Raw genomic sequence first — 24,021 nt, forward strand, 5'->3', positions numbered from 1 at the left:
CCGCAGCGTGATGATCAGCTGGCGACGAAGCAGGTTTCGCCGGCGACACGCAACCGTCCACAGATATCGGCAGCCTGGTTCGCGCTGCCCGCATCGACGCGCAACCGGTACAGCGTGTTGCCACCGCGTGCGACCGGCTCGACGAACTTGTTCAGCGGCGCGAGATAGCTGAAGCGCTTGGCGAAGTTGGTCCATGCCGAATTGGCCACCGCAGCACTTGGAAAGGCACCGAGCTGGACGAGCGATCCGCTCGCGACAGGGCCCGCCGCTGCCGGCCGCGCCTGCAGCGGGGGTGCCGCGACCAGCCGGCCGCCCGATGCGGGCACCTGCGCCACCGCGTTGCGGCCGGCAGGATCGTCCGCCCCCGTCGACGTCGCTACTGCACGGCGACCGGCAACCGGCGCCTCGGGCACGCCCGTCAGGTCGATCGCACCATTGCCGGCACCCTTGCCCGCGCTGGTCGCGATCGCGCTGTCCCCCTCGCCATTGACCTTGAGGCCGCCGACCGCATCGGGCTTGACCTTGTACGGCGTCGCGGGTGCGGCGATCAGCTGGCCGTCGCCCGACGGCACGCGGTTCTGCAGCGTGTAAACCCCGAAGATGATAGCCGCGAGCAGGCCCAGCCCCAGCACGACCAGCGCAACAACACGCGCGATCGGCGGGCCGTCACGATCGTCCGACTCGATCGTCTCCAGCCAGGGCAGTCGATCTTCCTCGCGCAGGTTCATCTCGTCGGCCATCAGTTCAACTCCGAAACCGCCTCGACGCCCATGATGGCAAGGCCGTTGCGGATGATCTGCCCGATTGCGTCCGCCAAGAAAAGCCGCGCCGCAGTCGCGCCGGGATCCTCGACCACCAGGAAGCGCCGCTCGGGCCGATCGTTGCCGACATTCCACAGCGCATGGAACGCTGCGGCCAAGTCGTAGAGATAGAACGCGATCCGGTGCGGCTCGCGCGCCGTGGCGGCGGTTTCGACGATTCGCGGGAACTGGCTGGCGAGCTTCATCAGCGCAAGCTCGTCCGTATCAAGCCGGGACAGGTCCGCCTCGATCGCGGCGATTCCCGCCTCGTCCGCGCGCCGGTGCAGCGACGCGATCCGCGCATGCGCATATTGGACGTAGAAGACCGGATTGTCCTTCGACGCCTCGACCACCTTGGCGAAGTCGAAATCCATCTGCGCGTCCGACCGCCGCGTCAGCATCGTGAAGCGCACGACATCCTTGCCGACCTCGTTCACGACATCGGCGAGCGTGACGAAATTGCCCGACCGCTTCGACATCTTCACCGGCTCGCCATTGCGCAGCAGCCGGACCATCTGGACCAGCTTCACGTCGAACCGAGTCTTGCCGCCGGTCAGCGCGGCCACGCCCGCGACGATCCGCTTGACCGTGCCACCATGATCCGCACCCCAGATGTCGATCAGCTGGTCGGCGGTCTGGCTCTTCTGGAAATGATAGGCGAGGTCGGCACCGAAATAGGTCCACGACCCGTTCGACTTCTTGATCGGCCGATCCTGGTCGTCGCCGAACTGCGTCGAGCGGAACAGCGGCAGCTCGACCGGCTCCCAGTCGTCCGCCATCTCGCCCTTGGGCGCCTCGAGCACGCCGTCATAGACCAGATCGCGCGACCGCAGCTCGGCCTCCGCCGCCTCGGGCTTGCCGAGCGCCTGCAGCTCCGCCTCCGAGGAGAATACCTCATGCTCGATCCCGAGCAGCGCGAGATCGGCGCGGATCATCACCATCATCGCCGCGACCGCGCGCGTCCGGAACGTCGCCAGCCACTCGCTTTCGGGCGCATCCACGAACCGATCGCCATATTCGCTCGCCAGCGCCTGCCCGATCGGCACGAGGTAATCGCCGGGATACAGGCCCTCGGGGATCGTCACCGTCTCGCCCAGCGCCTCGCGGTACCGCAGGTGGACCGAGCGCGCGAGCACATCGACCTGCCCACCGGCATCATTGACATAATATTCGCGGATCACCCGGTGCCCGGCAAATTCGAGCAGGCTGGCCAGCGCGTCGCCGACCACTGCGCCCCGGCAATGCCCCATGTGCATCGGTCCGGTCGGGTTCGCCGACACATATTCGATGTTGACGGTGATCCCGTCGCCCAGCGTAGAGCGCCCGTAATCGGCGCCTGCGACCGGCACCGCGGCCAGCTCGCCGCGCCAGGCATCGTCGGTCAGCTTCATGTTGATGAAGCCCGGTCCCGCCACGCTCGCGCTGTCGACGGACTCGATCTTGCCGAGTTCGACGACCAGCGCATCCGCCAGCACGCGCGGGTTGGTCTTGGCGGGCTTGGCCAGCACCATCGCCGCGTTGGTCGCGAGATCGCCGTGGCTTGCATCGCGCGGCGGCTCGACCGTCACGTTCTTGCGGTCGAGCCCGGCCGGCAACAGTCCCGCCTCGGTCAGCGTGTCGAGCGCCGCATCGATATGCGCGGCGAAGCGGGTATAGAGCGTCATGACAATTCCGGTATCGTAAGGAAGCGGGGGCTCTAGCTCAAAGCAGGGCCGGGCTCAATTCATCCCGCACCGGCCCGGTCAGGTGCGGACCAGCCCCTCGATCGCCAGGGTCCGGGCGCTGGCCGGAAACAGCGTCGCCATCGCGCGGCCGGGCTCGACGCCGAAATGCGCCGCGACCGCGCCGCCGATGAACGCGTCGAGCGCCATGGTCGGTCTGAGGTCGCGCCCGTCGTAAAGCGCCCCTGCCCCCAGCCCCGGCCAGTCGGCGATCACGCGCCCGTCCGCGACCCCGCCGCCCAGCACCATCGCCGACGCGCCCGTCCCGTGATCGGTGCCGCCGGTCCCGTTGACCGCGACGGTCCGCCCGAACTCGGTCGCGACAAGGACCATCGTCTCCGCCCAAAGCGGCCCGAGCCCCGTCTGCAACGCGCCGATCATCGCATCAAGGCCCTTGAGCTGCGCGGCGAGGCGCCCGCGCTGGCCGGCATGCGTGTCCCAACCGCCGGTCTCGATCATCGCGATCCGTGCGCCGTTCTCGGGCGCGATCAAGCGCGCGGCGAGCGTGCCCGTCGCCGCCGCATTCTGGCCGTTCGCCGCGGCGAGGTCGCTGGTCAGGCTCCGCGTCGCCATCGCCTCGCTCCACAGGCCATGAAGCTGCGCGTCGCCCTGATACAGCATCGCGACACGCTGGAGCAGGTCGTCGGACGCATCGGGCAGGTTCGACGGCGCATAGGAGGCGACCTCCCGCCGGCCGCGCAGCGCCATCGGCACGGTCGCGGCGACCGCGATGCCGCGCGCCGAATCGGCGGGCAGCAGGTCGAGCAGGCGATTGAGCCAGCCGTCCTTGACCTGATAGGCGGTGGCGCCGCCCGTCTCGAGGACGTTCTGCCCATCGAAATGCGATCGGTCGCGATAGGGGGACGCGATCGCATGCGCGAACACCGCCTCCTTGCGCGCATAGAGGCTAGCGGTCGTCGCGAGCGCGGGATGCAAAGTGAACAAGCCGTCGAGCCTGGTGCCGGACGCGAAGTCCGCGGCGAGATCGCCGCGGGCGCCCGCGAAGGCCGGGTCGCCGACCGCACCGATCGTCCCCAGCCCGTCGGCCGCGCCGCGCTGGATGATGAAGACGAACCGCTTGGCGGTGGCGGCGCGGGCAAAGGCCATGCGCGGTGCAAAGGCGCTGGCGAGGCCGCCGAGCAGGGCGGAGGTGATGACGTGACGACGGTCGAGCATGGCTTATCTCCGCATCGATTCGGGCGCGACGAGCAGCAGCGCGAGCGCCTGCCCGGGGCTTTCGGCGCGCGCCAGCGCCGCGGTCGTGGCGGCGCTCACCGATCCGGGGAACAGCGTCGCCGCCAGTCTGCGGGCATCGATCGCCCCGCCCGCGCGCGAGGCGAACCGCTCCGCCGCCTCGACCCGGCGCATTATCGCATCGGGCCCCGCCCAGCTCGCGGCGATATCGTCATAGCCGGCCGGCTGCCCGGGCTTCCACACCGGCTGGCCAAGCTGCGTCAGCAGGCCGGCGATCGCCCCCGGCTGAACACTGGTCATGCCCAGCGCGCGCATCGCCGCGATCGACCATTCCCAGGGCGTCTTGAATTTCACCGGCGTCTCGATCCAGGCCTCGGGCGATGCGATCAGCGCGCGGTACACGCTCGGCAGGTCGCCGCCGGTTTCGAGGAAGACGGCCCGCAAGCGTGCGACCATCGCCGGCGGCGGCACGTCACCGGCGAAATGCCGGGCAAGCTTGGTCGCGACATGCGTCGCGGTCGCCGGGTTCACTGCGAGGTCGCGCAAGACAGCCCCCGCCTGGTCCTCGCCATCCTCTGCATAATGTTTTCCCAGCACGGTCCGCACGCCAGGTTCGTGGACCGCCGCCGCGAACCGGAACCGCCCCGCCGGGCCCTGGTCCCGCCCGCCGCCACGCCCGAGGCCCGCCACCGTCCACCCCGTCATCGCTCGCGCGAGTTCGGTGACGTCGTCCTGACCATAGCCAGTGCGCACCCCCAGCGTGTGCAGTTCGAGGATCTCACGCGCGAGGTTCTCGTTTAGCCCGACCTTGCGCCCGCCCCGCGCCGCGACCCGCATGCCGAGTGCGCTGTTCGGTCCGACCGACACCGCCTGGTCGAGATAGAGCAGCATCGCCGGGTGCCGTTCGACCGCCGCCAGCATGTCGCCGAAACGCCCCAGCACGTGCGGCCGGATCGCCTCGAACTCGAGCGTCCCCGCCAGCCCGACCACCGTCAGCCGGTCGGCCGACACCGCAAAGTGATTCGCCCAGAAATGCACCAGCCGCTCGACGAACGGAGTCTGCGTGGTGAGCGCGGCGATCGCGCGCGCGGCAACCGCAGCACCGTAATCGTCCCGCGCCTGCTTCCCAATCGCCTGCCGTGCGGCCCGCACCGCGTCGCTGCGCACCGGCGGTGTCGCCGGCGCGGTGCGCATGGCATCCGGCGGCGGTGCGGCCGCGCGAGCCGCACGTTGCGCTTGCTGATAGCTGGCGAGATCGGTTGCAACGCGCGCGCTGTCAGGGGCGGCGGCAATCGCCGGCGGGCGGATCGCAAACGCCGGCATCTGCGCCGATAGCCAGTCCCTGCCGTTACCGACCACGTCGTCGGGTCGCGCACCAATTCCGAACCGGTTCAATGCGATGCTCGCCTGCGTCATCCGTCATCTCCTGCGGTCTGGTCCTAGGCTGGGAGTGTCGCAGGATTATGCCAATCGCGGCGAATGGTTGCCGTGCACGCCGTGCAAGTGCGACGGACTCCTTTGCAATTGCTGCTTATGCTGCACCGCAATATCTTCAGGGCATCAAAGCTGGGTGACCACCCGATTGCGCCCGGTACGATCTTTCACTGCGGAGCACATATCATGCGCAAGACCGTATACGTCCTCGCCGCCGCGGCGGCCGCCCTCACCTCGACGATCGGCATGGCCAAGGAAGCCAAGCAGTCCTTCGAGTATGAAGGCAGCACCTATGTCTACACCAGCAGCGTCGAGAACGGCCGCCAGGTCATCAACGGCCGCCGATTCCCGTCGGGCCAGGCATTTCACCTGATCGTGCGCGGCGACCGCGTGTCGGGTACGGCAGGCGGCGTGCCGGTCGCCTTCGCGACGACCGAAGCATCGGGCGCGGCCGGCGGTATCGCCGCCGTCGCACGCTAAGACGCTGACGGCTCAGCCGATTTCGCGCGGACATTAATCCCGCGAAATCGGCCGGGCTTCAGAACCCCTCGGGCAGATCGATAGGCCCGACCAGCTCGCGGTAGCGCGAGATGGCATAGCGATCGGTCATGCCGGCGATGAAGTCGGCGATGTGCCGGCTGCGATCCGGGTCCGCCTCGGGCAGGCGGTCGCGCCATTCCTCGGGGATCGTGCCGGGGTCGTCGCGATAGATCGCGAACAGCCCGGTCACGATCCCGTGTGCGGCATCCGCCGCAGCGATCTGGCGCGGATGATGATACAGGTTCGCGTACATGAACCGCTTCAGATCGCGTTCTTCCTCGCGCATCGCATCGGAAAAGCCGACAAGGCATTCGCCCGCGTTGCGCACGTCCTCGACGCTGGTGACGCCGCTCGCAGCGATCCGGCGACGCGTTTCGGCGATCAGGTCGTTTGCCATCGTGCCGATCTGCGAGCGCACAAGTTCACCCATCAGTCGCTTCGGCTCGACATCGGGGAAGCGCGCGCAGGTATCGTCCCAGCCGCGCGCGATCAGCGGGACCGCCATAAGCTGATCGAGCGTCAGCAATCCTGCGCGCAAGCCGTCGTCAATGTCATGATTGTCATAGGCGATGTCGTCGGCGATCGCCGCGACCTGCGCCTCGAGCGACGAGAAGCTCGTCAGCGCAAGATCGAAGGCCGAATCCGCCACGCGCAGCGCCCAGCCGGGGTGGCGGACCGGGCCGTTATGCTTGGCCAGCCCTTCGAGCGTTTCCCAGGTTAGGTTTAGCCCGTTCCACCGCGGATAGGGGCGCTCTATCTCGGTCAGCGTGCGCAGGGTGTGGCCATTATGGTCGAACCCGCCCTGCCCGGTCAGCGCGATCTTCAGCGCATCCTCGCCGGCATGACCGAAGGGCGGATGGCCGATGTCATGCGCGAGGCACAGCGCCTCCGTCAGATCCTCGTTGAGCGCGAGCGTGCGGGCGACCGCACGGCCGATCTGCGCGACCTCGAGACTATGGGTCAGCCTGACGCGAAAATGATCGCCATCGGGCGCCATGAAGACCTGCGTCTTGTGGCGCAGCCGGCGGAAGCTGATCGAGTGAATAATCCGGTCGCGATCACGCTGGAACGCGTCGCGCGGGCCACGGACGGTCCCGTTCTGTTCCTCGTGAAGCCGACCTTTGCTCCGAGCCGGGTCCGAGGCCCAGGGCGCACGTGCGCTCACTTGGCGGGCAACTTCGTGACGACCTGACCGGCATCGCTGGTGAAGGAGAAGGTCGAGACGCCCTCCTTGGCGAGTGCATTGACGAAGGTCCGCGCCTCCGCGGCGGTCTTGAACGGCCCTGCCAGCACGCGGTTCGTCGCGCCCCACGGCGCCGTCCAGCCGCCACGCGTTCCGACAACGGTCGGCGCCTTCGCCTTCACGCCCTTCCACGCCTTGGGCAGGTCACCCTCGGTCGCGCCGGTCGACACCTGGACCCAGATGCGCTCGGGGTTGGCGCGCGCGATCCGCTTCTCCTCTGCCGCTGCCTTGTCGGCGATCGCCTTCTTCTCGGCGGCGGCCTTCTTCTCGGCGGCGAGCTTCTTGTCGGCAATCGCCTTGCGGTCGGCGATCTTCTTGTCCGCCGCCAGCTTCGCGCGTGCCGCCTTCGCATCCGCGAGCCGGGTCGCAGCCAGCGCCGCCTCCTGGGCGGCGGTATCGCGCTCCGCCTTGGCCTTGGCGTCTGCAAGCGCACGTGCGCCGGCGTCGTCGCCCGCGCCGGCCCCGGAGGCCGTTGCCGGCACCACGGGTGCAGCCCGAGCGATCGGCGCGACGCCGAGTTCGGATGCCGGGATCGACAGCCCGGCAATGATCCGTGCGAGGATCGAATCCTCGCTGACGGGGATGGTCCGCCCGGTCACAGCAGGCGTAGCGGCGACCACGACCTGCGTCGGGGTCGACCCGATGCCGGGCGCGACGGCAGCGGGCGTCGCCGGGAGCGTTGTAGCGGCGACACCCGCTGCCGCTGGCGTGGTCGGGACCGCCGTCGATACCGGGGCCGTCGTGGCGCGCGGGATTACCGGCGGCGTCGTTCCAGCCGTCGTCGCCGGAGCGGTCGGCAGCGCCGCCATCTGCGCGACGATCGCAGAGGGCAGCGCACCGGGCGTATCGGGCGCGCGCGTCGGCGTAGACGCCGCCACGCTTGCCTGCGACGCACGGTTCGCGTCCGCCGCCGCGACCGACGTCGTCCGGGCCGGCAGGGGCTGGACGAAGGTCGATGTCGGCGCGGATGGGGCGAGCGTCGTGGCCGCTGCAGGATCGGTCGGCCGCTGGACCGCCTGCGTCGATGCCAGCACCACCGGCGGCTTGGGCAGCGGCTGGACCATGACCATCGGTGCGGACGCCTGCACGGTTGCCGCCGGGCGGACGGGCGAAGGCGTTGGGGCCGGAGTCGGCGCAGGGGTCGGCGTCGGCGTCACAGCAGCGACTTCGACGCGACCCGACCGTGCGGTCTTGTCGCGGCGTGCGGCCGATCGATCAGCGGCGACCTTGGCACGGCCCGTCGGCTGGGGTGCGGGCTGCGGCTCGGCCGCCGCGAGCATCACCGGCGCGGTCGGATCTGCACCCAGTTGCGGCAGGACGGGCGTCATCCGCGCATCGGCGATCCGCTGCGGAGTCGCATGCACTTCGCCGAAATGCACTGCAAAGGCGCGGTCTGCGGGCGCAAGCAATGGCAGACGCTGAAAAAAGGGCTGCAGACCGCGCGCCGCAGCCCCGGGCATCATCGTCGTGACGATCGTCTCTGCGCCGCGCACGTCGTTGTTCATCGCCAGGATGAACGCACGCGCGCGCCACGCCCCGCGGTCCTTCTTGAGGACCAGCGGATCGAGCTGCTGCAGTGCCAGATCACGCTTGCCGGATATGCCGAGTGACAGGGCGTAACGCCGGACAGTCTCGTCATCGGGGGCATCGCGCAACGCGACACGATAGTCGCGCTGCGCCCGGTCCTGTTCGCCGATCAGGTCATAGGCCAGCGCGCGATCCGCGGCATAATAGCGCGGCTGGAGCCCGAACGCCTCGGCCTGCGCGAAATAGCGGAGCGCCTCGCCCGGTCGCTCGGAGCGGACCAGGATAGAGGCCATGCCGGCCTTCACCCGGCCGTTGCGCGGATCAACCTTCTCGGCGCGCGCGAACAGCGCCGCGGCACCGCTCAGATCACCGAGCCCGATGGACAGATCCCCCGCGCGTACCAGTGCATCGACATTGCGGGGGTTTGACGCAAGCTGCCGCATCGTGTCGCCGAGGCGATCCGCGTCGGTCGTTCCGGGCAGGGGCTGGACGACTTCCTGCGCGCGCGCGCCGCTCGGGGCGGTGACCAGGACCAGCGCGAGCGCGGCAGTCAGGAGATGATGGGTCGGGAAGATCATGGGTGCCCGTAGCTAGACCCGAGCGCGCGGGAACGGGCAACATGTCGCGGCGCGCTACGCGCCAGGACGGGGCGCGCCGGCGACGAACCGGCGCGCCCCTTTGTGCAGGCCGTTACTGGTTGTTCTGACGGTGCAGAAAGCGCGGAATGTCGAGCGGATCGGTCGGGGCCGCCTCGCCGTCTTCCTTGGCCGCGCCGCGCGCCGCATTCGACATGCGCTCGAACAGCGTACCACCGAGCTTGACGCGCGGCGTCGCCGGCGTGGCGGCCTCGGGCGCAGCTTCCGCGCCCGGGGCGAGCCAGCGACGGCGTGCACCACCCTCGTCCGCAGCCGGCATCGGCGCCGGGGCCGCGGGCGTGGGAGCGGCATAACGATCGTCCGCGTAGGAGCGCGGCGGAGCCTGATAGGCAGGCGCCTGGGGCGTGCGCGCGGTCGGCTGCGGCGCAGGCTGAGCCTGGACCGGCGGCTGCACCGGGGCGGGTGCAGGTGCCGCCTGTGTCGGCGCGGGGGCATAGGACTGCGGTGCGGCCGGTGCGGCGGGGACCATCTTGTCCTGACCCAGGACGAGTTCCTCGTCGGCGGTGCCGGACTGTACCGCGTCCGCGCTCGACAGGTCGAGCGGCTCGTCGCCCGTGCCAGTCGTGCCGGTCGGCGCTGCGGGCTCGCTCGGACGGAACGACGTCGATTCGTCGTTCTTGCGGCCCATGCCGAAGCTGAACGAGCGCGTCGGCTCGGGCGCGACGGCGGGCTTGGCGTCCGCATCGATCCCGGTCGCGACGACCGAGACGCGGATCTTGCCCTCGAGCTCCTGGTTGAACGCCGAACCCCAGATGATGTTGGCATCGGGATCGACCAGGTCGCGAATGTGATTCGCGGCTTCGTCGACTTCGAGCAGGCGCATGTCGTCGCCGCCGGTGATCGAGATGATCACGCCCTTGGCACCCTGCATGCTGACGCCGTCGAGCAGCGGGTTCGAGATCGCCTTCTGCGCAGCCTCGAGCGCGCGGTTGTCGCCGCTCGCCTCGCCGGTGCCCATCATCGCCTTGCCCATTTCCTGCATCACCGAACGGACGTCGGCAAAGTCGAGGTTGATGAGGCCGGGCATGACCATCAGGTCGGTGATGCTGCGGACGCCCTGCTGCAGCACCTCATCCGCCATCGAGAACGCTTCCTTGAAGGTCGTGTTCGCGTTGGCGATGAGGAACAGGTTCTGGTTCGGAATGACGATCAGCGTATCGACGTACTTCTGCAGTTCCTCGATGCCGCCATCGGCCGACTTGGCGCGACGATTGCCCTCGAACGCGAACGGCTTGGTGACCACGCCGACGGTCAGGATGCCCATGTCGCGCGCCGCCTTGGCGATGACCGGGGCGGCACCCGTGCCGGTGCCGCCGCCCATGCCGGCGGTGATGAAGCACATGTGCGCGCCTTCGAGCATCTTGGCGAGCTGGTCGATCGTCTCCTCGGCGGCCGCGCGGCCGATCTCGGGACGCGAGCCAGCACCGAGGCCCTGCGTGATCTTGGTGCCCAGCTGGATCCGCTGCGGCGCGGTCGACTGCTTGAGCGCCTGCGCGTCGGTATTGGCGACGAGGAAGTCGACGCCCTGGACGTCGGCCCTCATCATGTTCGCGATCGCGTTACCGCCCGCGCCACCGACCCCGATCACCGCGATGCGGGGGGCCAGCTCGTCCACTTCGGGACTCAGAAATTCGATGCTCATCGCCTGCTTCTCCGCCCATCCCGGTGATACGCTACGGCCGGGCCCCTGATTAACCTGTGTGCACCAACGCTACCGGCTGTTCCAGCCGAAATAGCGTCAGCCGTTTCGAAACTCTCAATAATTCGCGCGTGCCGCCTGAATCAACTTGCGGACCATGCCGATTCCCTTCGGCCGGTGAACGATCGTCCGCTGCGGTGCAATACCGCGCAGGTCGATCGGATCGGTCGCCGCATAGAAGGCCAACCCCGCTAGCGTCGCAAATGCCGGTCCGCCATGCGCCTCGGGCAGAGCGGTCAATCCGCGCGGTCGGCCGATCCGGACCGACCGCCCCAGCGCCTGTTGCGCATAATCGGCAATGCCCTTCAGCTCCGCGCCGCCGCCGGTCAGCACGACCTGGCGCCCCACCGGCCCCTCGAACTTGAGCGTGCTCAGCGCATTGCGCACCTCGCCCATCTGATGTTCGAGCCGCTGGCGGATCACGCTGATCAGCTGCGCCTTGGTGATCTGCGCGCCCTCGCCCGCGCCGTCCTCGGCCGAAATCGGCATGACCGGGATCATGTCGTGATTGTCGCGCGGGGAGGCATTGGCCGAACCATGGAAGCACTTCATCCGCTCGGCATTCTGCCGCCGCGTGCCGAACGCGCTGGCGATGTCGTCGGTGATGTCCTGCGCACCGATCGGGATCGAGGTCAGCCCGACGAGCATGCCGCCCGCGAACAGCGACACGTTGGTGATCCCCGCCCCCATCTCGACCAGCGCGACGCCCAGCTCGCGCTCCTCGTCGCTGAGGCACGCAAGCCCGGTCGCGACCGGCGAGGCGATGATCGACTTCACCTCGAGATGCGCCGAACGCACGCACAGATCGAGATTGCGCACCGGCGAACCGTCCGCGGCGACGACATGGATATGCACGCCAAGCCGGTCGGCATGCAGCCCGAGCGGCGTCTTCACGCCCGTCAGTCCGTCGAGCGTGTAGAGCGCGGGCTGCGCGTGCAGCACCATCCGCCCCTGCGGATCGATCGAGTTTCGCCCCGCCGCGAGCAACGCATCGATATCCTGCTGCTCGACGCGGTGGCCGCCCAGTTCGAACTCGACCTCGGCGACGTCGGACACGAGCCCGCCGGCCGAGAAACCGACCCAGACATTCTCGATGTTGATGCCCGCAATCCGCTCGGCCTGCTCGACCGCTTCGCGTACCGCGGCCTCGGTCGTCGCCATGTCGGCGATATAGCCGCGCTTCACGCCGCGGCTCTCGCGCTGGCCGGTGCCGAGTACGATCAGCTCGCCGCCATCCCCCTTTTGCGCGATCATCGCCGAAACCTTCGACGACCCGATATCGAGCGCCGTGATCAGCCCTTCCGGTGCCACCTTCGCCATGTCATCCCTCCCCGCCCGTTACGTTCGCGTCCGCCGTCTGCGACGGTATAGTCGTCTGTGGCTCGCTGGATACCGGCGCGGGCACGTCGACGCTGTGCGCCAGGCTCGCACCCGGCTTGCGCGCGACCAGCTTGGTCGGATCGCGCATGTCGAAGCGGATCCAGCCACGCCCGAGCAGCGGCCTTGCGCCGTCGAGCTCGGCAAACTTAACCAGCGCACGCGGCGCCCCGTCCTCGGGCAATGCCAGCGTCTCGCCGCTTTCGAAGGTCAGGTCCCAGCGCCGGTTGCCGACCCAGGTCGCCGCCTTCACGCGCGGCTTGAGCGCGGGGGCGGCGGCGAGCAGCGCCTGGTAGGACGCCTCCTGCCGGTCCGCGCCGGGTCCGATCACCAGCGGCAGGTTCGGGATCGCATCGGGCTGCACCGGTTCGAGCAGCACACCCGACGCATCGATCAGCGTCAGATTGCCATTGTCCTGCCACACCGCCGCGGGGGTCCGCTCGACGATGTCGACCAGCAAAGTATCGGGCAGCCGCCGCGAGACATGCGCGTCCGCGATCCAGCCATAGCGCAGCAATTTCTGGCGCACCGCCTCGAGATCGACGAGCGGCATCGCGCGGCTCTGCTGATCGAGCGCGACCGCATAGACCGACATCCGGTCCATCCGCTTCAGCCCGGTGACCTCGATCTGGTCGACCTTGAACCCGGCGCGCCCGGCGCCTTCGGCCATCGCGCCGCCGATCATGCCGGGAATGCCGATCCAGGTCGCCGCCGCGATCACGACCGCGCCGCCCGCGCCCAAGATCGACCAGGTCGCGATCTTTTTCAGCGTTTCCTCGCTGACCGGGAGCATCCCGACCAGCCGATCGAGCACCGACACCTTCTTGACCGCGACCTTGCGCCGCGGGGCGGGCCGCTTGGGTGGCGGGCCGCGCTTGATCGTCCGGCTCATGGCGCCCCGCCCGGCGCCAGCGGATGATCCGACAGCGCCTCGTCGACGATCGCCTGGACGAGCTCGGCATAGCTCATGCCGATGTGCCGCGCCTGTTCGGGAACGAGGCTGAGCGGGGTCATGCCCGGCTGCGTGTTGACCTCGAGCAGGAACAGCCCGTCGACCCCGCGCTCGTCGTCCCAGCGGAAGTCGGAGCGCGATGCGCCGTTGCAGCCGAGCAGCCGGTGCGCCTCGAGCGCGAGGCTCTTGCAGGCGTCGGCGATCTCGTCTGGAATGTCCGCCGGGCAGACATGCTCGGTCATCCCGTCGGTATATTTCGCGTCGTAATCATACCAGCCGCTCTTGGGCTTGAGTTCGGTGACGCCGAGCGCGCGACCGCCCAGCACCGCGGTCGTCAGCTCGCGCCCGCGGATATACGGCTCGGCGAGCAGTTCGTCGAAGTCGATCCACGGCCCGACCGCGTCGCGCGCGATCGGATTGCCGTAATTGCCGCTGTCGGTGACGATCGCCACGCCGACCGACGACCCCTCGTTGACGGGCTTGAGCACATAGGGGCGTGCCATCGGATCCCCCTCGAACAGGTCGACCGAGCGGACGATCCGTCCGCCCGGCATCGGTACACCGGCCGGGACGAGCAGCAGCTTGGTCAGCACCTTGTCGATCGCGATCACCGAGGTCGCAAGCCCCGAATGCGTATAGCGCAGCCCCATCAGGTCGAGCAGCCCCTGCACCGAGCCATCCTCGCCGGGCGTCCCGTGCAGCGCGTTGAACACGAGATCAGGCCTGGCTTCCGCGAGCCGGGCGGCGACGTCGCGTCCCATGTCGATCCGCGTGACGCGGTGACCGAGCGATTCGAGCGCATCGGCGCAGCCATTGCCCGACATCAGCGAAACCTCACGCTCCGCCGACCAGCCGCCCATGAGGACGGCGATGTGAAGCGGACCGCTCATTTCGCCACCCCGACCCGCTGGATTTCCCATTCCAACGTCACTCCAGAATGCGCCTTCACCTTGGTCCGTACCTCTTCACCCAGCGCCTCGATCTCCGCGCTCGACGCGGACCCGAGGTTCAGCAGGAAATTGCAATGCTTCTCGCTGACCTGTGCGTCGCCGCGAGTCAGCCCGCGGCACCCGGCGGCGTCGATCAGCGCCCAGGCCTTGTGCCCCTCGGGATTCTTGAAGGTCGATCCGCCGGTGCGCGACCGGAGCGGCTGCGACGCCTCGCGCTCCGCGGCGATCCGGTCCATCTCGGCCCCGATGACCGCCGGCTCGCCGGGCGTGCCCGAAAACACCGCCTCGACCACGACCGCCCCCGCCGGCAGGTCCGAATGCCGGTATACATAGCCGAACCGCGCCGCGGGCCATGTCTCGACCAACCCGTCACGCGTGACGACGGTCGCGTCGATCAGGATATCGCTGACGTCGCGTCCATAGGCGCCAGCGTTCATCCGCACCGCGCCGCCGACCGTCCCCGGGATCCCGCGCAGGAACTCCAGCCCGGCGATCCCCGCATCGCGCGCGGCGCTGGCGACGGTAATCCCCATAGCCCCCGCCCCTGCGCGAACGCGACCGTCCTCAACCGACACCTTCGCCATTGCCTTGGGCAGCCGCACCACGACCCCCGGCACACCCCCGTCGCGGACGATCAGGTTGGAGCCGACGCCGACCGGCAGGACCGGCGTCGAAGGATTGAGGGTCTTCAACAACCCGGCCAGATCCTCGACATCCGCCGGCCGCACAAGCCACTCGGCAGGCCCGCCGGTCCGAAACCAGATGAAGTCCGCAAGCGACCCACCGGCCTCGACGCTCCCCCTGATGGTCTCCCGCGAAGGCGGGAGCCCAGTCCGGGTCGCCGCATTCGCGGGGACGCAAGGTGTCGCAGCGTTCACGCCGGCACCTTCGAACGCTCGACCGCGATCGCATCGGCCAGCCCGGCCGCCCATTTCGTGATGTCGCCCGCGCCGAGGCAGACGACCATGTCATCCGCCTCGATCGTCGCCGCCAGCTCGGCCGCCAGTGCATCCGCATCCGCGACCACGCCCGCAAACCGGTGGCCGCGCCGCTTCAGCCCCTCGACCAGAGCCGCCGCATCGACGCCCTCGACCGGCGCCTCGCCCGCCGCATAAACTGGCGTCACCAGCACCCGGTCCGCGTCGTTGAACGCAGTCTGGAAATCCTCCATCAGATTGCCGAGCCGGGAATAGCGATGCGGCTGCACGACCGCGATCACGCGCCCCTTCGCGCCCTCGCGCGCGGCGGCCAGCACCGCACGGATCTCGACCGGGTGATGCCCGTAATCGTCGATGATCGCGACACCGCCACCCTCGACCGGAACCTCGCCCACCTTGGTGAAGCGCCGCTTCACGCCGCCGAACTTGGCAAAGCCCTGCTGGATCGTTGCATCCTCGATCCCCAGCTCGAGCGCGACGCCGATCGCGGCCAGCGCGTTCTGGACGTTGTGGCGGCCGGGCATCGGCATCTCGATCCCCGCAATAGTCCGCGTCGCGCCATCGCGCGTCCGCACCACGCAATCGAAGCGGTTGCCGCCCGGGATCGGCGTCACGTCGACGCCGCGCACGTCCGCCTGCGCCGAGAAACCGTAGGTCACGATCCGCCGATCGCGCACGCGCGGCAGGATCCCCTGCACCTCGGGATGATCGAGGCACAACAAGGCCGCGCCATAGAAGGGCACGTTCTCGACGAACTCGACGAACGCATCCTTCACCGCGTCGAACGATCCGTAATGATCGAGATGCTCGGGATCGATGTTGGTGACGACCGCGATCGTCCCGTCGAGCCGCAGGAAGCTGCCGTCGCTCTCGTCCGCCTCGACCACCATCCAGTCGCTCGCGCCCAGTCGCGCATTCGATCCGTAGCTGTTGATGATCCCGCCATTGATGACGGTCGGGTCGACCCCGCCCGCATCGAGCAGCGCGGCGACCATCGACGTCGTCGTGGTCTTCCCGTGCGTGCCTGCAACCGCGACGGTCGACTTCAGCCGCATCAGTTCGGCGAGCATCTCCGCGCGCCGCACCACGGGCACGCGCGCGTTGAGCGCCGCCTCGACCTCGGGGTTCGAGCGCACGATCGCAGTCGAGACGACCACGACCGCCGCGTCACCGATATTCTCCGCGGCATGGCCGATCGCGACCGGAATGCCCTTGTCGCGCAGGCCCTGCACGACATAGCCCTCGGCCACGTCGGACCCCTGCACGCGGTAACCGAGATTCTTCATCACCTCGGCGATGCCCGACATGCCGATCCCGCCGATCCCGACGAAATGGATCGTGCCGATATCGGTCGCTACACCCTTCATGCAAATTGTACCTTTGGCTTGGATGGGCGCCCGACCGGCAGTCGCGACACCGGCGCATCGAGGCTTTCGACCAGATCGGCCAGATCGCTTGCCGCATTGGGCCTGCCGCAGCTGCGCGCGCGTCCCGCCGCGTTCTGCAGCGCGGCGGGATCGAGCCCGAGCTTCTGCATCTGCTTGGCGAGTTCGACCGCGGTGAAATCGCCCTGCCGGATCGTCCGTGCGCCGCCGGCGCGGGTGATCTCGCGGGCGTTGACGGTCTGGTGATCGTCGGTCGCGCCCGGCAGCGGCACCAGGATCGCCGGCCGCCCCGCCGCGGTCAGCTCCGCGATCGTCGAGGCGCCCGCGCGCGCGATCACCAGATGCGCCCAGGCGAGCTGTTCGGGCATGTCAGGCAGATAGGTGGCGAGCTCGGCCGGGATGTGATGCTCGGCATATTGCGCGCGTACCGCATCGATATCCTCGATCCGCGCCTGATGCGTGACCTGCAGGCGGCGCCGGAACGTCACGGGCAGCATCGCCAGACCATCGGGGACGACCTGAGACAGGATGCTCGCGCCCTGGCTGCCACCGGTCACCAGCACGCGGAAGATGCCATCCTCCTCGAGCAGCGGATAGGGCCTGGCGCGTAGCGCGAGTACCGCCTCGCGCACCGGATTGCCGACGAGATGCGTCTTGGCGAGAAGCCCGGAGGCGAGCCGTTCGGTCGGTTCGGACGAGGTCGCGATCGCGTCGACGCGGCGCGCCACGAGCCGGTTCACCCGGCCCAGTACCGCATTCTGCTCGTGCACCGCGGTCGGGATCCGATTCGCGAACGCCGCCAGCAGCGCGGGCAGCGCGGGATAGCCGCCAAAGCCGATCACCGCCGCCGGCTTGAACGTGCGATAGAGTTCGCGTGCCATCATCCGCCCGCGCCACATCGATCGCGTCGCCTTGGCCCAACCCAGCGGTCCGCCGGTAAAGCGCCCGGCGGGAAGGACATGCGTCTGGATTCCCTCGAACAATCCGGGGAAGCGCACGCCGCGCTCGTCACTGACCAGCGCGACGCGGTGGCCACGCCTCGTCAGCTCAGCGGCCAGCGCCGCCGCCGGCACCATGTGACCGCCGGTCCCGCCTGCCGCGAGCACGAAATGCCGGGGACGTTGATTCACAGTCATTCACCACTCCAGCGGACGACATAGGGGCTCCGCGTGAGAAACGGATTGCGCCGGGTAAACGCCAGCAGCAACCCCATGCCGACCGACAAGGCGATCATCGACGAGCCGCCATAGCTGATGAACGGCAGCGTCATGCCCTTGGACGGTGCGAGCCCGGTGTTCACCGCCATGCTGACCAGCGCCTGTGCACCGAACTGCGTCGCCAGCCCGGCCGAGGCCAGAAGCTTGAATTCATCCTGTTCGTCCAGCAGCTTGACGAACACGCGCACGACGATCGCAAGGAAGATCACCGCGATCACCGAACAGGCGATCAGCCCGAATTCCTCGCCGATCACCGAGAAGATGTAATCGGTATGCGCCTCGGGCAGCCCGAACTTGGCGATGCCGCCGCCGGGCCCCGTACCGGTCCAGCCGCCTGCGGTCAGCGTGTTGTGCGCGGCGTTGGTCTGGAAATGATCAGACGCGCCCTCGCCCTCGATTCCCGGGAACAGGAACGCGTCGATCCGCGACCGCGCCGTGCCGTAGAACATATAGGCCGCCACCAGCCCGACCGGCACGCAGCCGACCAGTCCCGCCATCACGCGCATCGGCGTTCCCGCGATCATCAACAACGCCATCCACACGGTGCAGTAGATGATCGTCTGGCCGAAATCGGGCTGCAGCATCAGCATGACCGCGATCGTGCCGGTCAGCCCGCCCGTGATCAGCACGGTCGGCAGTTCGGGATCCTTCGCGCGCAGCGACAGGAGCCAGGCGACGGTGACGATGAAGACCGGCTTCAGGAACTCGGAGGGCTGGAACTGCGCGAAGCCATAGCCGATCCAGCGGCGCGCACCGTTGACCTCGGATCCGACGAACGGCGTCACCGCGAGGATCAGCAGCAGCACCGCCGCCGCGGTCAGCGCCATGCGCCGCGCCATTGCGACGGGCATCATCGACACCCCGAACAGCACCGGCATCGAGACGCCGACCCACATCAGCTGACGCCAGAAATAATAGAGCGGCGTCAGTTTGTGATGCTCGCCCGAATAGCGCACCGCGGTCGCTGGCGACGCCGCGGCCACCGCGATCAGCCCGATCGCGATCAGGAACAGCGTCAGCAGCAGCAGCATCCGGTCGATATCCCAGAACCACGTGCCGAGCGGCGACTGATCGCCACGCCCGCCGCGCCGCTTCATCTTCGCGACGATCCCGGTCTTCTGCCCTGCGCTCATCATCGGTGTCCGCATATCGCTCATGCCAACGACTCGACCGCCGCGCGGAAGGCCGCGCCGCGCGCTTCGTAATCGGCGAACTGGTCGAAGCTCGCACAGGCTGGGGACAACAGGATCGTGTCGCCGGGCCGGGCATTGGCCGCCGCGCTGCGGACGGCCGCGTCGAGCGTGCCGACATGGTCGACCGGCATTGACCCGGCCAGGATCTCGGCGAACCGCGGCCCGGCCTCGCCGATCGTATAGGCGTGAACGACATGGCCGAAGCCGGGCCTGCACGCATCGAGGTCATCCCCCTTGGCGCGCCCGCCGACGATCCAGTGGACCCGCTCGAACGCCGCCAGCGCGGGCGCCGCGCTCTCCGGATTGGTCGCCTTGCTGTCGTCGACATAGGCGACGCCGTCATAGGAGGCGATCTGCTGCATGCGGTGCGGCAGGCCGGTAAAGCTGACCAGCCCGCGATCGATATCGACCTCGCTCACGCCCAGCGCGCGCGCGATCCCCACGGCGGCACGCGCGTTCAGCGCATTGTGCGGCCCCTGGAGCGATGGCCAGCCGGCCTGGTCGCCGATGTCGATACGGTCGATGAACTGGATCGGAAGGTCAGCGGGCGCATCACCCAGAAGACGATGGTCGGCCTCTGCGCCGTGATCGACGATCGCGAGATGCGGCGTCGTCTGCATCGCGAACAGCCGCGCCTTCGACGCCGCATAGCCGGCAAATCCGTCATAGCGATCGAGATGGTCGGGGGTGATGTTGAGCAAGACCGCGACGTCGCAGTCGAGCGTCTGCGTCAGGTCGATCTGATAGCTCGACAGCTCGAGCACATAGACGCCGCCCTCGGGCAACGGATCCTGCCCCAGGATCGGCAGCCCGATATTGCCCCCCATCAGCGTCGGCACGCCCGCGGTCCGCAGGATATGATGCACGAGCGCCGTGGTGGTCGACTTGCCGTTCGTGCCCGTGATCCCGACGACCTTGTGGCGCGGCAGGTCGGCGCGGGCTTGCGCAAAGAGCTCGATGTCGCCGATGACGGGAACGCCCGCCGCACGCGCGTCCGCGGCGAGCGGATGCGTGTTGAGCGGCACCCCTGGCGACACGATCAGTGCGTCGAACCCCGCCAGATCGTCCAGCGGATCAAACCGAAGATCGACGTCATCGAGGGTGACCGACAGGTCTTGAATGCTGTCCGCCAGAGCCTCGCGCTTCGTTTCGTCGGAGTCCCACGCGACAACGCTCGCGCCGCCGGCCACCAGCGCTTGCACCGTCGCCGCACCCGACCGCGCCAGCCCCAGCACCGCAAAGCGTTTTCCGCGCCAGGCCTCAGCGACGATCACCGCAGCTTCAACGTCGACAGGCCGACCAGCGCCAGGACCAGTGCGATGATCCAGAAGCGGATCACGACGGTCGGCTCGCTCCAGCCGAGCTGTTCGAAATGATGGTGGATCGGCGCCATCCGGAACACCCGCTTGCCGGTCCGCTTGTAGAAGAACACCTGGATGATCACGCTCATCGCCTCGGCGACGAACAGCCCGCCGATGATCCCGAGCACGATCTCGTGATGCGCGACGACGGCGATGGTGCCGAGCGCGCCACCGAGCGCGAGGCTGCCGGTGTCGCCCATGAACACCGCGGCGGGCGGCGCATTGAACCACAGGAACGCCAGACCGCCGCCGACAACCGCGCCGCAGAAGATCGCGAGCTCGCCCGCGCCAGGAACGTGCGGGATGCCGAGATAGTCGGCGAACTTCACATTGCCCGCGAGATAGACGATCACCATGAACGCGACGCTCGCGATGATCACCGGCATCGTCGCCAGCCCGTCGAGCCCGTCGGTCAGGTTCACGGCATTGCCGAACGACACGATCGTGAAGGCGGCGAAGACGGGGAAGAACCAGCCGAGATCGATATACATGCGCGACGTGAACGGCAGGTACAGATGCGGGCCGTTCTGCGACATGATGATCGTCGCGGCGATCCCGGCGATCGCGAATTCGAGCAGCAGTCGCGTGCGACCCGAAATGCCCGCGGTGCTCGCCTTCCGCACCTTGTCGTAATCATCCATGAACCCGATCGTGCCAAAGCCCAGCGTCACGAACAGGCACGACCAGACATAGGGATTGCTCAGGTCCATCCAGAGCAGGATCGCCAGCGTCATGCTGGTGAGGATCATCAGCCCGCCCATCGTCGGCGTGCCGCGCTTGGCGAGATGCGTCTGCGGGCCGTCGGCGCGGATCGGCTGGCCCTTGCCCTGACGCACGCGCAGCCAGCCGATGAAGCGTGGCCCGATGATCAGGCCGATGATCAGCGCAGTCGCGACCGCCCCGCCCGTCCGCGTCGACTGATAGCGGAGCAGGTTCAATATTCCCGGGAAACCCAGATGTGCGGCGATCCAGTACAGCATTTACGTCTTCCCGCCCCCGAGACTCGTCACGACCCGCGCGAGCCCTACACCGTTCGATCCCTTGATGAGAACCGCATCGCCCGGCGCCAGGATCGTCCGTAACGACGTCAGCGCGGCCGCAGCGTCGCCCACATGGACGGTTTCGACTTTACCCTCAAGCGCTTGCGCAAGCGGCGCCATCGCTTCACCGACCAGCAGCGCCATTTCGACGTTTGCCGCGAGGATCGGCTCGGCAAGCCCGGCATGATAGTCGGCCGACGCCTCGCCCAGCTCGCGCATCTCGCCGAGCAGCGCGACATGCCGCCCCGGCTCCTTGGCCAGCACGGCCAGCGTCGCACGCATCGACGCAGGGTTCGCATTGTAGCTTTCGTCGATCACGAGCGCCTGCCCGTCCGCCAGCGTCGTCATGAACCGCGCACCGCGTCCCTGCAGCCCGCCGAGTTCGGCGAGCGCCAGTCCCGCCAGCCCGAGATCCGCGCCCGCTGCCTCGACGCACGCGATCACCGCCAGCGCGTTCGAAACCCAGTGCATCCCCGGCTGCGCCATCGTGAAGCTCAGTTCACGGCCGTCCTGCTGGACCGTCACGAACGTCGCGCCGGTCGCCAGCCGAACCGTCTCGATCGCGCGGACATCGGCACCCTTCGCGATGCCGAAGGTCACGATCCGCGACGCATGCGGCGCCGCCGCCGCGGTCAGCCTTTCGCGATGCGGGCTGTCGAAGGGGACAATTGCGACGCCGTCCGGCTCGAGCCCGGCAAAGATCTCGCCCTTGGCGTCGGCGATCGCGCTTTCGTCGCGGAAGAATTCGGTATGCGCCGGCGCGATCGCGGTGACGACCGCGATATGCGGACGGACGATCTGCGTCAGCTCGGCCAGCTCACCCGCATGGTTCATCCCCATCTCGAACACGCCGAAACGCGCGTCGCGCGGCATCCGCGCGAGGCTCAGCGGGACGCCGGTATGGTTGTTGTAGCTCTTGACCGAACGATGCACCGCCCCCGGCGCGCCGCGATCGAGCGCCGCGAACAGCGCCTCCTTCGCGCTCGTCTTGCCGACCGATCCGGTAACGCCGATGATCGTCGCGCCGCTGCGCGCCCGGCTCGCGCGCCCGAGCATCTGCAACGCGGTGAAGCTGTCGGCGACCAGCACATGCGGATGCGCGCAGGGTTCGGAGACGATCGCCCCCGCGGCGCCCTGCGCGAACGCCTGGTCGAGATACAGATGGCCGTCGCTCGCCTCGCCCTTCATCGCGACGAACAGGTCGCCCGGACCGACCTCGCGCGAATCGAATGCCACGCCCGTCACGGCAAACTCGGCCGATGCCACCCCGCCGGTCGCGGCGGCGATCTCGGCAGACGTCCACAGGGGCACCGCATTGTTCATGCCGCACACTCGCGTGCGACGCCGACATCGTCGAACGGCAACACCATGTCGCCGACGATCTGGCCCTGTTCGTGGCCCTTGCCCGCGATCAGCACGATGTCGTCGCTGCCCGCCTCGTCGATCGCCGCCTGGATCGCCGCGCGCCGGTCGCCGATCTCGATCGCGCCGGGCGCGCCCTTCAGCACGTCGCGGCGGATCGCGGCGGGATCCTCGGTACGCGGATTGTCGTCGGTGACGATCACGCGGTCGGCATAATGCATCGCGACCTGCCCCATCGTCTCGCGCTTGCCGGTATCGCGGTCGCCGCCCGCGCCGAACACGACGATCAGCCGGCCGCCCGCATGCGACTTGAGCGCGGCGATCGCCGCCTCCAGTGCGTCCGGGGTATGCGCATAATCGACATAGACCGGCGCACCCGAGCGCGCGATGACCGCACGCTCGAGCCGCCCGCGCACGGGCTGCAACCGCGCGAGATTGGCGATGGTCGTCGCGATATCGCCCCCGGTTGCGATCACCAGCCCCGCAGAGACCAGCGCATTGGCGGCCTGATATCCGCCGATCAGCGGCAGCGTCACGCGGTAGGTCTGGCCCGCCGCCTCGATCGTCAGCCCCTGCCCCAGCAATGTCGGATCGCGATCAACCAGCCGCAGCGTATCCCCGCGCGTACCGACGGTCACGAGCCGATTGCCCCGCTCCCGCGCGAGGTCGATGACGCGCGCCGCCTGCGGATCATCGGCCCACACCACCGCCGCCCCATCCGGGCGCAGTACTTCCGAAAAAAGCCGGATCTTGGCGGTGAAATAGGCCGCCATGTCGCCGTGATAATCGAGATGGTCGCGGCTGAGATTGGTGAAGGCGGCCGCCGATACGGGCAGTCCCTCGGTGCGATACTGGGTCAATCCGTGGCTCGACGCCTCGAAGGCGAGATGCGTCACGCCTTCGCGCTCGAGCCCGGCGACATTCGACAGGAAGGTGACGACGTCGGGCGTCGTGAGGCCGGTGGTGACGCGTTCGTCGGCGGTCGTGACGCCCAGCGTCCCGATCGATGCGGCGTGATGGCCGGCCATCCGCCACAATTGGCGGGTCATCTCGACACAGCTTGTCTTGCCGTTGGTGCCCGTGATCGCGACCGTCGTCGCGGGAAAGGGTGCAAAGAATGCTGCCGCCAGCTGGGCGAACCGTTCTCGGGGGGTCTCGTCGGCGATGTACGCTGCACCCTCGACGGCGAGGCCCGGCCGCGCGACGATGCCGATCGCGCCCGCGCGGATCGCGTCGGCGATATAATCCTCGCCATTGACGCGCGCGCCCTCGAATGCCCCGAAGATCGTCCCCGGTGCGACCTTGCGATGGTCGATCGCGAAGCCCGTGACGTTGCCGTCATACGCGTCGCGCGGTGCAGATCCGTGCACTGATGCCCCGCCATCGCTGACGGGGCCCTTACCGATCAGCGTTGCCAGTTTCATGCACCGAT

19 protein-coding genes are annotated in these 24,021 nt (G+C 68.6%); 1 reads left to right on the plus strand and 18 read right to left on the minus strand.

The features are described from left to right. Positions 1–14: 14 nt before the first annotated feature. The 4 genes from J3A66_RS06170 to J3A66_RS06185 all read right to left on the minus strand — a co-directional run bounded on the left by J3A66_RS06170 (position 15) and on the right by J3A66_RS06185 (position 5,131). The gene (locus J3A66_RS06170; RefSeq protein WP_107045989.1) at positions 15–740 is read right to left on the minus strand and encodes an SPOR domain-containing protein; all 726 of its coding nucleotides are present in this window, start codon (positions 738–740) and stop codon (positions 15–17) included. Continuing rightward, positions 740–2,464 (minus strand): arginine--tRNA ligase, encoded by a 1,725-nt coding sequence (argS, locus tag J3A66_RS06175; RefSeq protein ID WP_159511647.1) that lies wholly within the window; start codon positions 2,462–2,464, stop codon positions 740–742. Before argS ends, J3A66_RS06170 begins: the two co-directional genes overlap by 1 nt. 78 nt (positions 2,465–2,542) lie before the next feature. Further along, on the minus strand, positions 2,543–3,697 hold the full coding sequence (locus tag J3A66_RS06180) for a DUF1501 domain-containing protein (RefSeq protein WP_209567774.1): 1,155 nt from the start codon (positions 3,695–3,697) through the stop codon (positions 2,543–2,545). Between the two features lie 3 nt (positions 3,698–3,700). Further along, positions 3,701–5,131 carry a DUF1800 domain-containing protein gene (locus J3A66_RS06185; protein WP_209567776.1) on the minus strand — a complete coding sequence of 477 codons (1,431 nt, stop codon included), beginning with the start codon at positions 5,129–5,131 and terminating at the stop codon, positions 3,701–3,703. Positions 5,132–5,335: 204 nt separating this feature from the next. Between J3A66_RS06185 and J3A66_RS06190 the strand changes: the two genes are divergently transcribed. Continuing rightward, the gene (locus J3A66_RS06190) at positions 5,336–5,629 is read left to right on the plus strand and encodes a hypothetical protein (RefSeq protein ID WP_037531548.1); all 294 of its coding nucleotides are present in this window, start codon (positions 5,336–5,338) and stop codon (positions 5,627–5,629) included. A 58-nt stretch (positions 5,630–5,687) separates the two neighbouring features. Here J3A66_RS06190 and J3A66_RS06195 read toward each other — a convergent pair whose 3' ends face one another. From J3A66_RS06195 to J3A66_RS06260, 14 genes are all read right to left on the minus strand, one after another. Next, a complete protein-coding gene (locus J3A66_RS06195; protein WP_209567778.1) occupies positions 5,688–6,854 on the minus strand; it encodes a deoxyguanosinetriphosphate triphosphohydrolase in 1,167 nt (388 codons plus the stop codon). Next, the gene (locus J3A66_RS06200) at positions 6,851–9,037 is read right to left on the minus strand and encodes an SPOR domain-containing protein (protein WP_209567780.1); all 2,187 of its coding nucleotides are present in this window, start codon (positions 9,035–9,037) and stop codon (positions 6,851–6,853) included. The genes J3A66_RS06195 and J3A66_RS06200 overlap by 4 nt, the downstream gene beginning before the upstream one ends. A gap of 112 nt (positions 9,038–9,149) precedes the next feature. Then, positions 9,150–10,757 (minus strand): cell division protein FtsZ, encoded by a 1,608-nt coding sequence (gene ftsZ / locus J3A66_RS06205; RefSeq protein WP_209567783.1) that lies wholly within the window; start codon positions 10,755–10,757, stop codon positions 9,150–9,152. Between the two features lie 114 nt (positions 10,758–10,871). Then, positions 10,872–12,134: a cell division protein FtsA gene (gene ftsA, locus J3A66_RS06210; protein WP_031393123.1), complete on the minus strand. Its 1,263-nt coding sequence runs from the start codon at positions 12,132–12,134 to the stop codon at positions 10,872–10,874. A gap of 1 nt (position 12,135) precedes the next feature. Next, positions 12,136–13,083, minus strand: a complete 948-nt coding sequence (locus J3A66_RS06215) for a cell division protein FtsQ/DivIB (RefSeq protein WP_056405396.1) — start codon at positions 13,081–13,083, stop codon at positions 12,136–12,138. Next, complete coding sequence (locus J3A66_RS06220; RefSeq protein ID WP_209567784.1) at positions 13,080–14,033, minus strand: D-alanine--D-alanine ligase; 954 nt, start codon at positions 14,031–14,033, stop codon at positions 13,080–13,082. Before J3A66_RS06220 ends, J3A66_RS06215 begins: the two co-directional genes overlap by 4 nt. Further along, positions 14,030–14,899 carry a UDP-N-acetylmuramate dehydrogenase gene (gene murB / locus J3A66_RS06225; RefSeq protein WP_348634084.1) on the minus strand — a complete coding sequence of 290 codons (870 nt, stop codon included), beginning with the start codon at positions 14,897–14,899 and terminating at the stop codon, positions 14,030–14,032. Before murB ends, J3A66_RS06220 begins: the two co-directional genes overlap by 4 nt. Before the next feature lie 68 nt (positions 14,900–14,967). Then, entirely contained in the window at positions 14,968–16,398 is a 1,431-nt protein-coding gene (gene murC / locus J3A66_RS06230; RefSeq protein ID WP_209567788.1) for a UDP-N-acetylmuramate--L-alanine ligase, read from the minus strand. Continuing rightward, positions 16,395–17,552 carry an undecaprenyldiphospho-muramoylpentapeptide beta-N-acetylglucosaminyltransferase gene (murG, locus tag J3A66_RS06235; RefSeq protein ID WP_031395403.1) on the minus strand — a complete coding sequence of 386 codons (1,158 nt, stop codon included), beginning with the start codon at positions 17,550–17,552 and terminating at the stop codon, positions 16,395–16,397. Before murG ends, murC begins: the two co-directional genes overlap by 4 nt. After that, the gene (locus J3A66_RS06240; RefSeq protein WP_234387761.1) at positions 17,549–18,781 is read right to left on the minus strand and encodes an FtsW/RodA/SpoVE family cell cycle protein; all 1,233 of its coding nucleotides are present in this window, start codon (positions 18,779–18,781) and stop codon (positions 17,549–17,551) included. Before J3A66_RS06240 ends, murG begins: the two co-directional genes overlap by 4 nt. Positions 18,782–18,786: 5 nt before the next feature. After that, the gene (gene murD / locus J3A66_RS06245; RefSeq protein WP_209567790.1) at positions 18,787–20,100 is read right to left on the minus strand and encodes a UDP-N-acetylmuramoyl-L-alanine--D-glutamate ligase; all 1,314 of its coding nucleotides are present in this window, start codon (positions 20,098–20,100) and stop codon (positions 18,787–18,789) included. Continuing rightward, positions 20,097–21,167, minus strand: coding sequence for a phospho-N-acetylmuramoyl-pentapeptide-transferase (gene mraY, locus J3A66_RS06250; RefSeq protein ID WP_031395401.1), 1,071 nt, complete (start codon positions 21,165–21,167; stop codon positions 20,097–20,099). The genes murD and mraY overlap by 4 nt, the downstream gene beginning before the upstream one ends. Continuing rightward, a complete protein-coding gene (murF, locus tag J3A66_RS06255; RefSeq protein ID WP_192098239.1) occupies positions 21,168–22,550 on the minus strand; it encodes a UDP-N-acetylmuramoyl-tripeptide--D-alanyl-D-alanine ligase in 1,383 nt (460 codons plus the stop codon). It abuts the gene before it with no gap. Then, positions 22,547–24,013: a UDP-N-acetylmuramoyl-L-alanyl-D-glutamate--2,6-diaminopimelate ligase gene (locus tag J3A66_RS06260; RefSeq protein WP_209567792.1), complete on the minus strand. Its 1,467-nt coding sequence runs from the start codon at positions 24,011–24,013 to the stop codon at positions 22,547–22,549. The genes murF and J3A66_RS06260 overlap by 4 nt, the downstream gene beginning before the upstream one ends. Positions 24,014–24,021: the final 8 nt, after the last annotated feature.

Origin of the sequence: Sphingomonas sp. PvP018, assembly GCF_017876865.1 — a bacterium.
GTDB lineage: Bacteria > Pseudomonadota > Alphaproteobacteria > Sphingomonadales > Sphingomonadaceae > Sphingomonas > Sphingomonas aerolata.

Bases quoted from the DNA above. Each gene is read 5' to 3' on its own strand.
- J3A66_RS06170 (WP_107045989.1), bottom strand. From the start codon at position 740: ATGGCCGACGAGATGAACCTGCGCGAGGAAGATCGACTGCCCTGGCTG.
- argS (WP_159511647.1), bottom strand. From the start codon at position 2,464: ATGACGCTCTATACCCGCTTCGCCGCGCATATCGATGCGGCGCTCGAC.
- J3A66_RS06180 (WP_209567774.1), bottom strand. From the start codon at position 3,697: ATGCTCGACCGTCGTCACGTCATCACCTCCGCCCTGCTCGGCGGCCTC.
- J3A66_RS06185 (WP_209567776.1), bottom strand. From the start codon at position 5,131: ATGACGCAGGCGAGCATCGCATTGAACCGGTTCGGAATTGGTGCGCGA.
- J3A66_RS06190 (WP_037531548.1), top strand. From the start codon at position 5,336: ATGCGCAAGACCGTATACGTCCTCGCCGCCGCGGCGGCCGCCCTCACC.
- J3A66_RS06200 (WP_209567780.1), bottom strand. From the start codon at position 9,037: ATGATCTTCCCGACCCATCATCTCCTGACTGCCGCGCTCGCGCTGGTC.
- ftsZ (WP_209567783.1), bottom strand. From the start codon at position 10,757: ATGAGCATCGAATTTCTGAGTCCCGAAGTGGACGAGCTGGCCCCCCGC.
- ftsA (WP_031393123.1), bottom strand. From the start codon at position 12,134: ATGGCGAAGGTGGCACCGGAAGGGCTGATCACGGCGCTCGATATCGGG.
- J3A66_RS06215 (WP_056405396.1), bottom strand. From the start codon at position 13,083: ATGAGCCGGACGATCAAGCGCGGCCCGCCACCCAAGCGGCCCGCCCCG.
- J3A66_RS06220 (WP_209567784.1), bottom strand. From the start codon at position 14,033: ATGAGCGGTCCGCTTCACATCGCCGTCCTCATGGGCGGCTGGTCGGCG.
- murC (WP_209567788.1), bottom strand. From the start codon at position 16,398: ATGAAGGGTGTAGCGACCGATATCGGCACGATCCATTTCGTCGGGATC.
- murG (WP_031395403.1), bottom strand. From the start codon at position 17,552: ATGACTGTGAATCAACGTCCCCGGCATTTCGTGCTCGCGGCAGGCGGG.
- J3A66_RS06240 (WP_234387761.1), bottom strand. From the start codon at position 18,781: ATGCGGACACCGATGATGAGCGCAGGGCAGAAGACCGGGATCGTCGCG.
- mraY (WP_031395401.1), bottom strand. From the start codon at position 21,167: ATGCTGTACTGGATCGCCGCACATCTGGGTTTCCCGGGAATATTGAAC.
- murF (WP_192098239.1), bottom strand. From the start codon at position 22,550: ATGAACAATGCGGTGCCCCTGTGGACGTCTGCCGAGATCGCCGCCGCG.
- J3A66_RS06260 (WP_209567792.1), bottom strand. From the start codon at position 24,013: ATGAAACTGGCAACGCTGATCGGTAAGGGCCCCGTCAGCGATGGCGGG.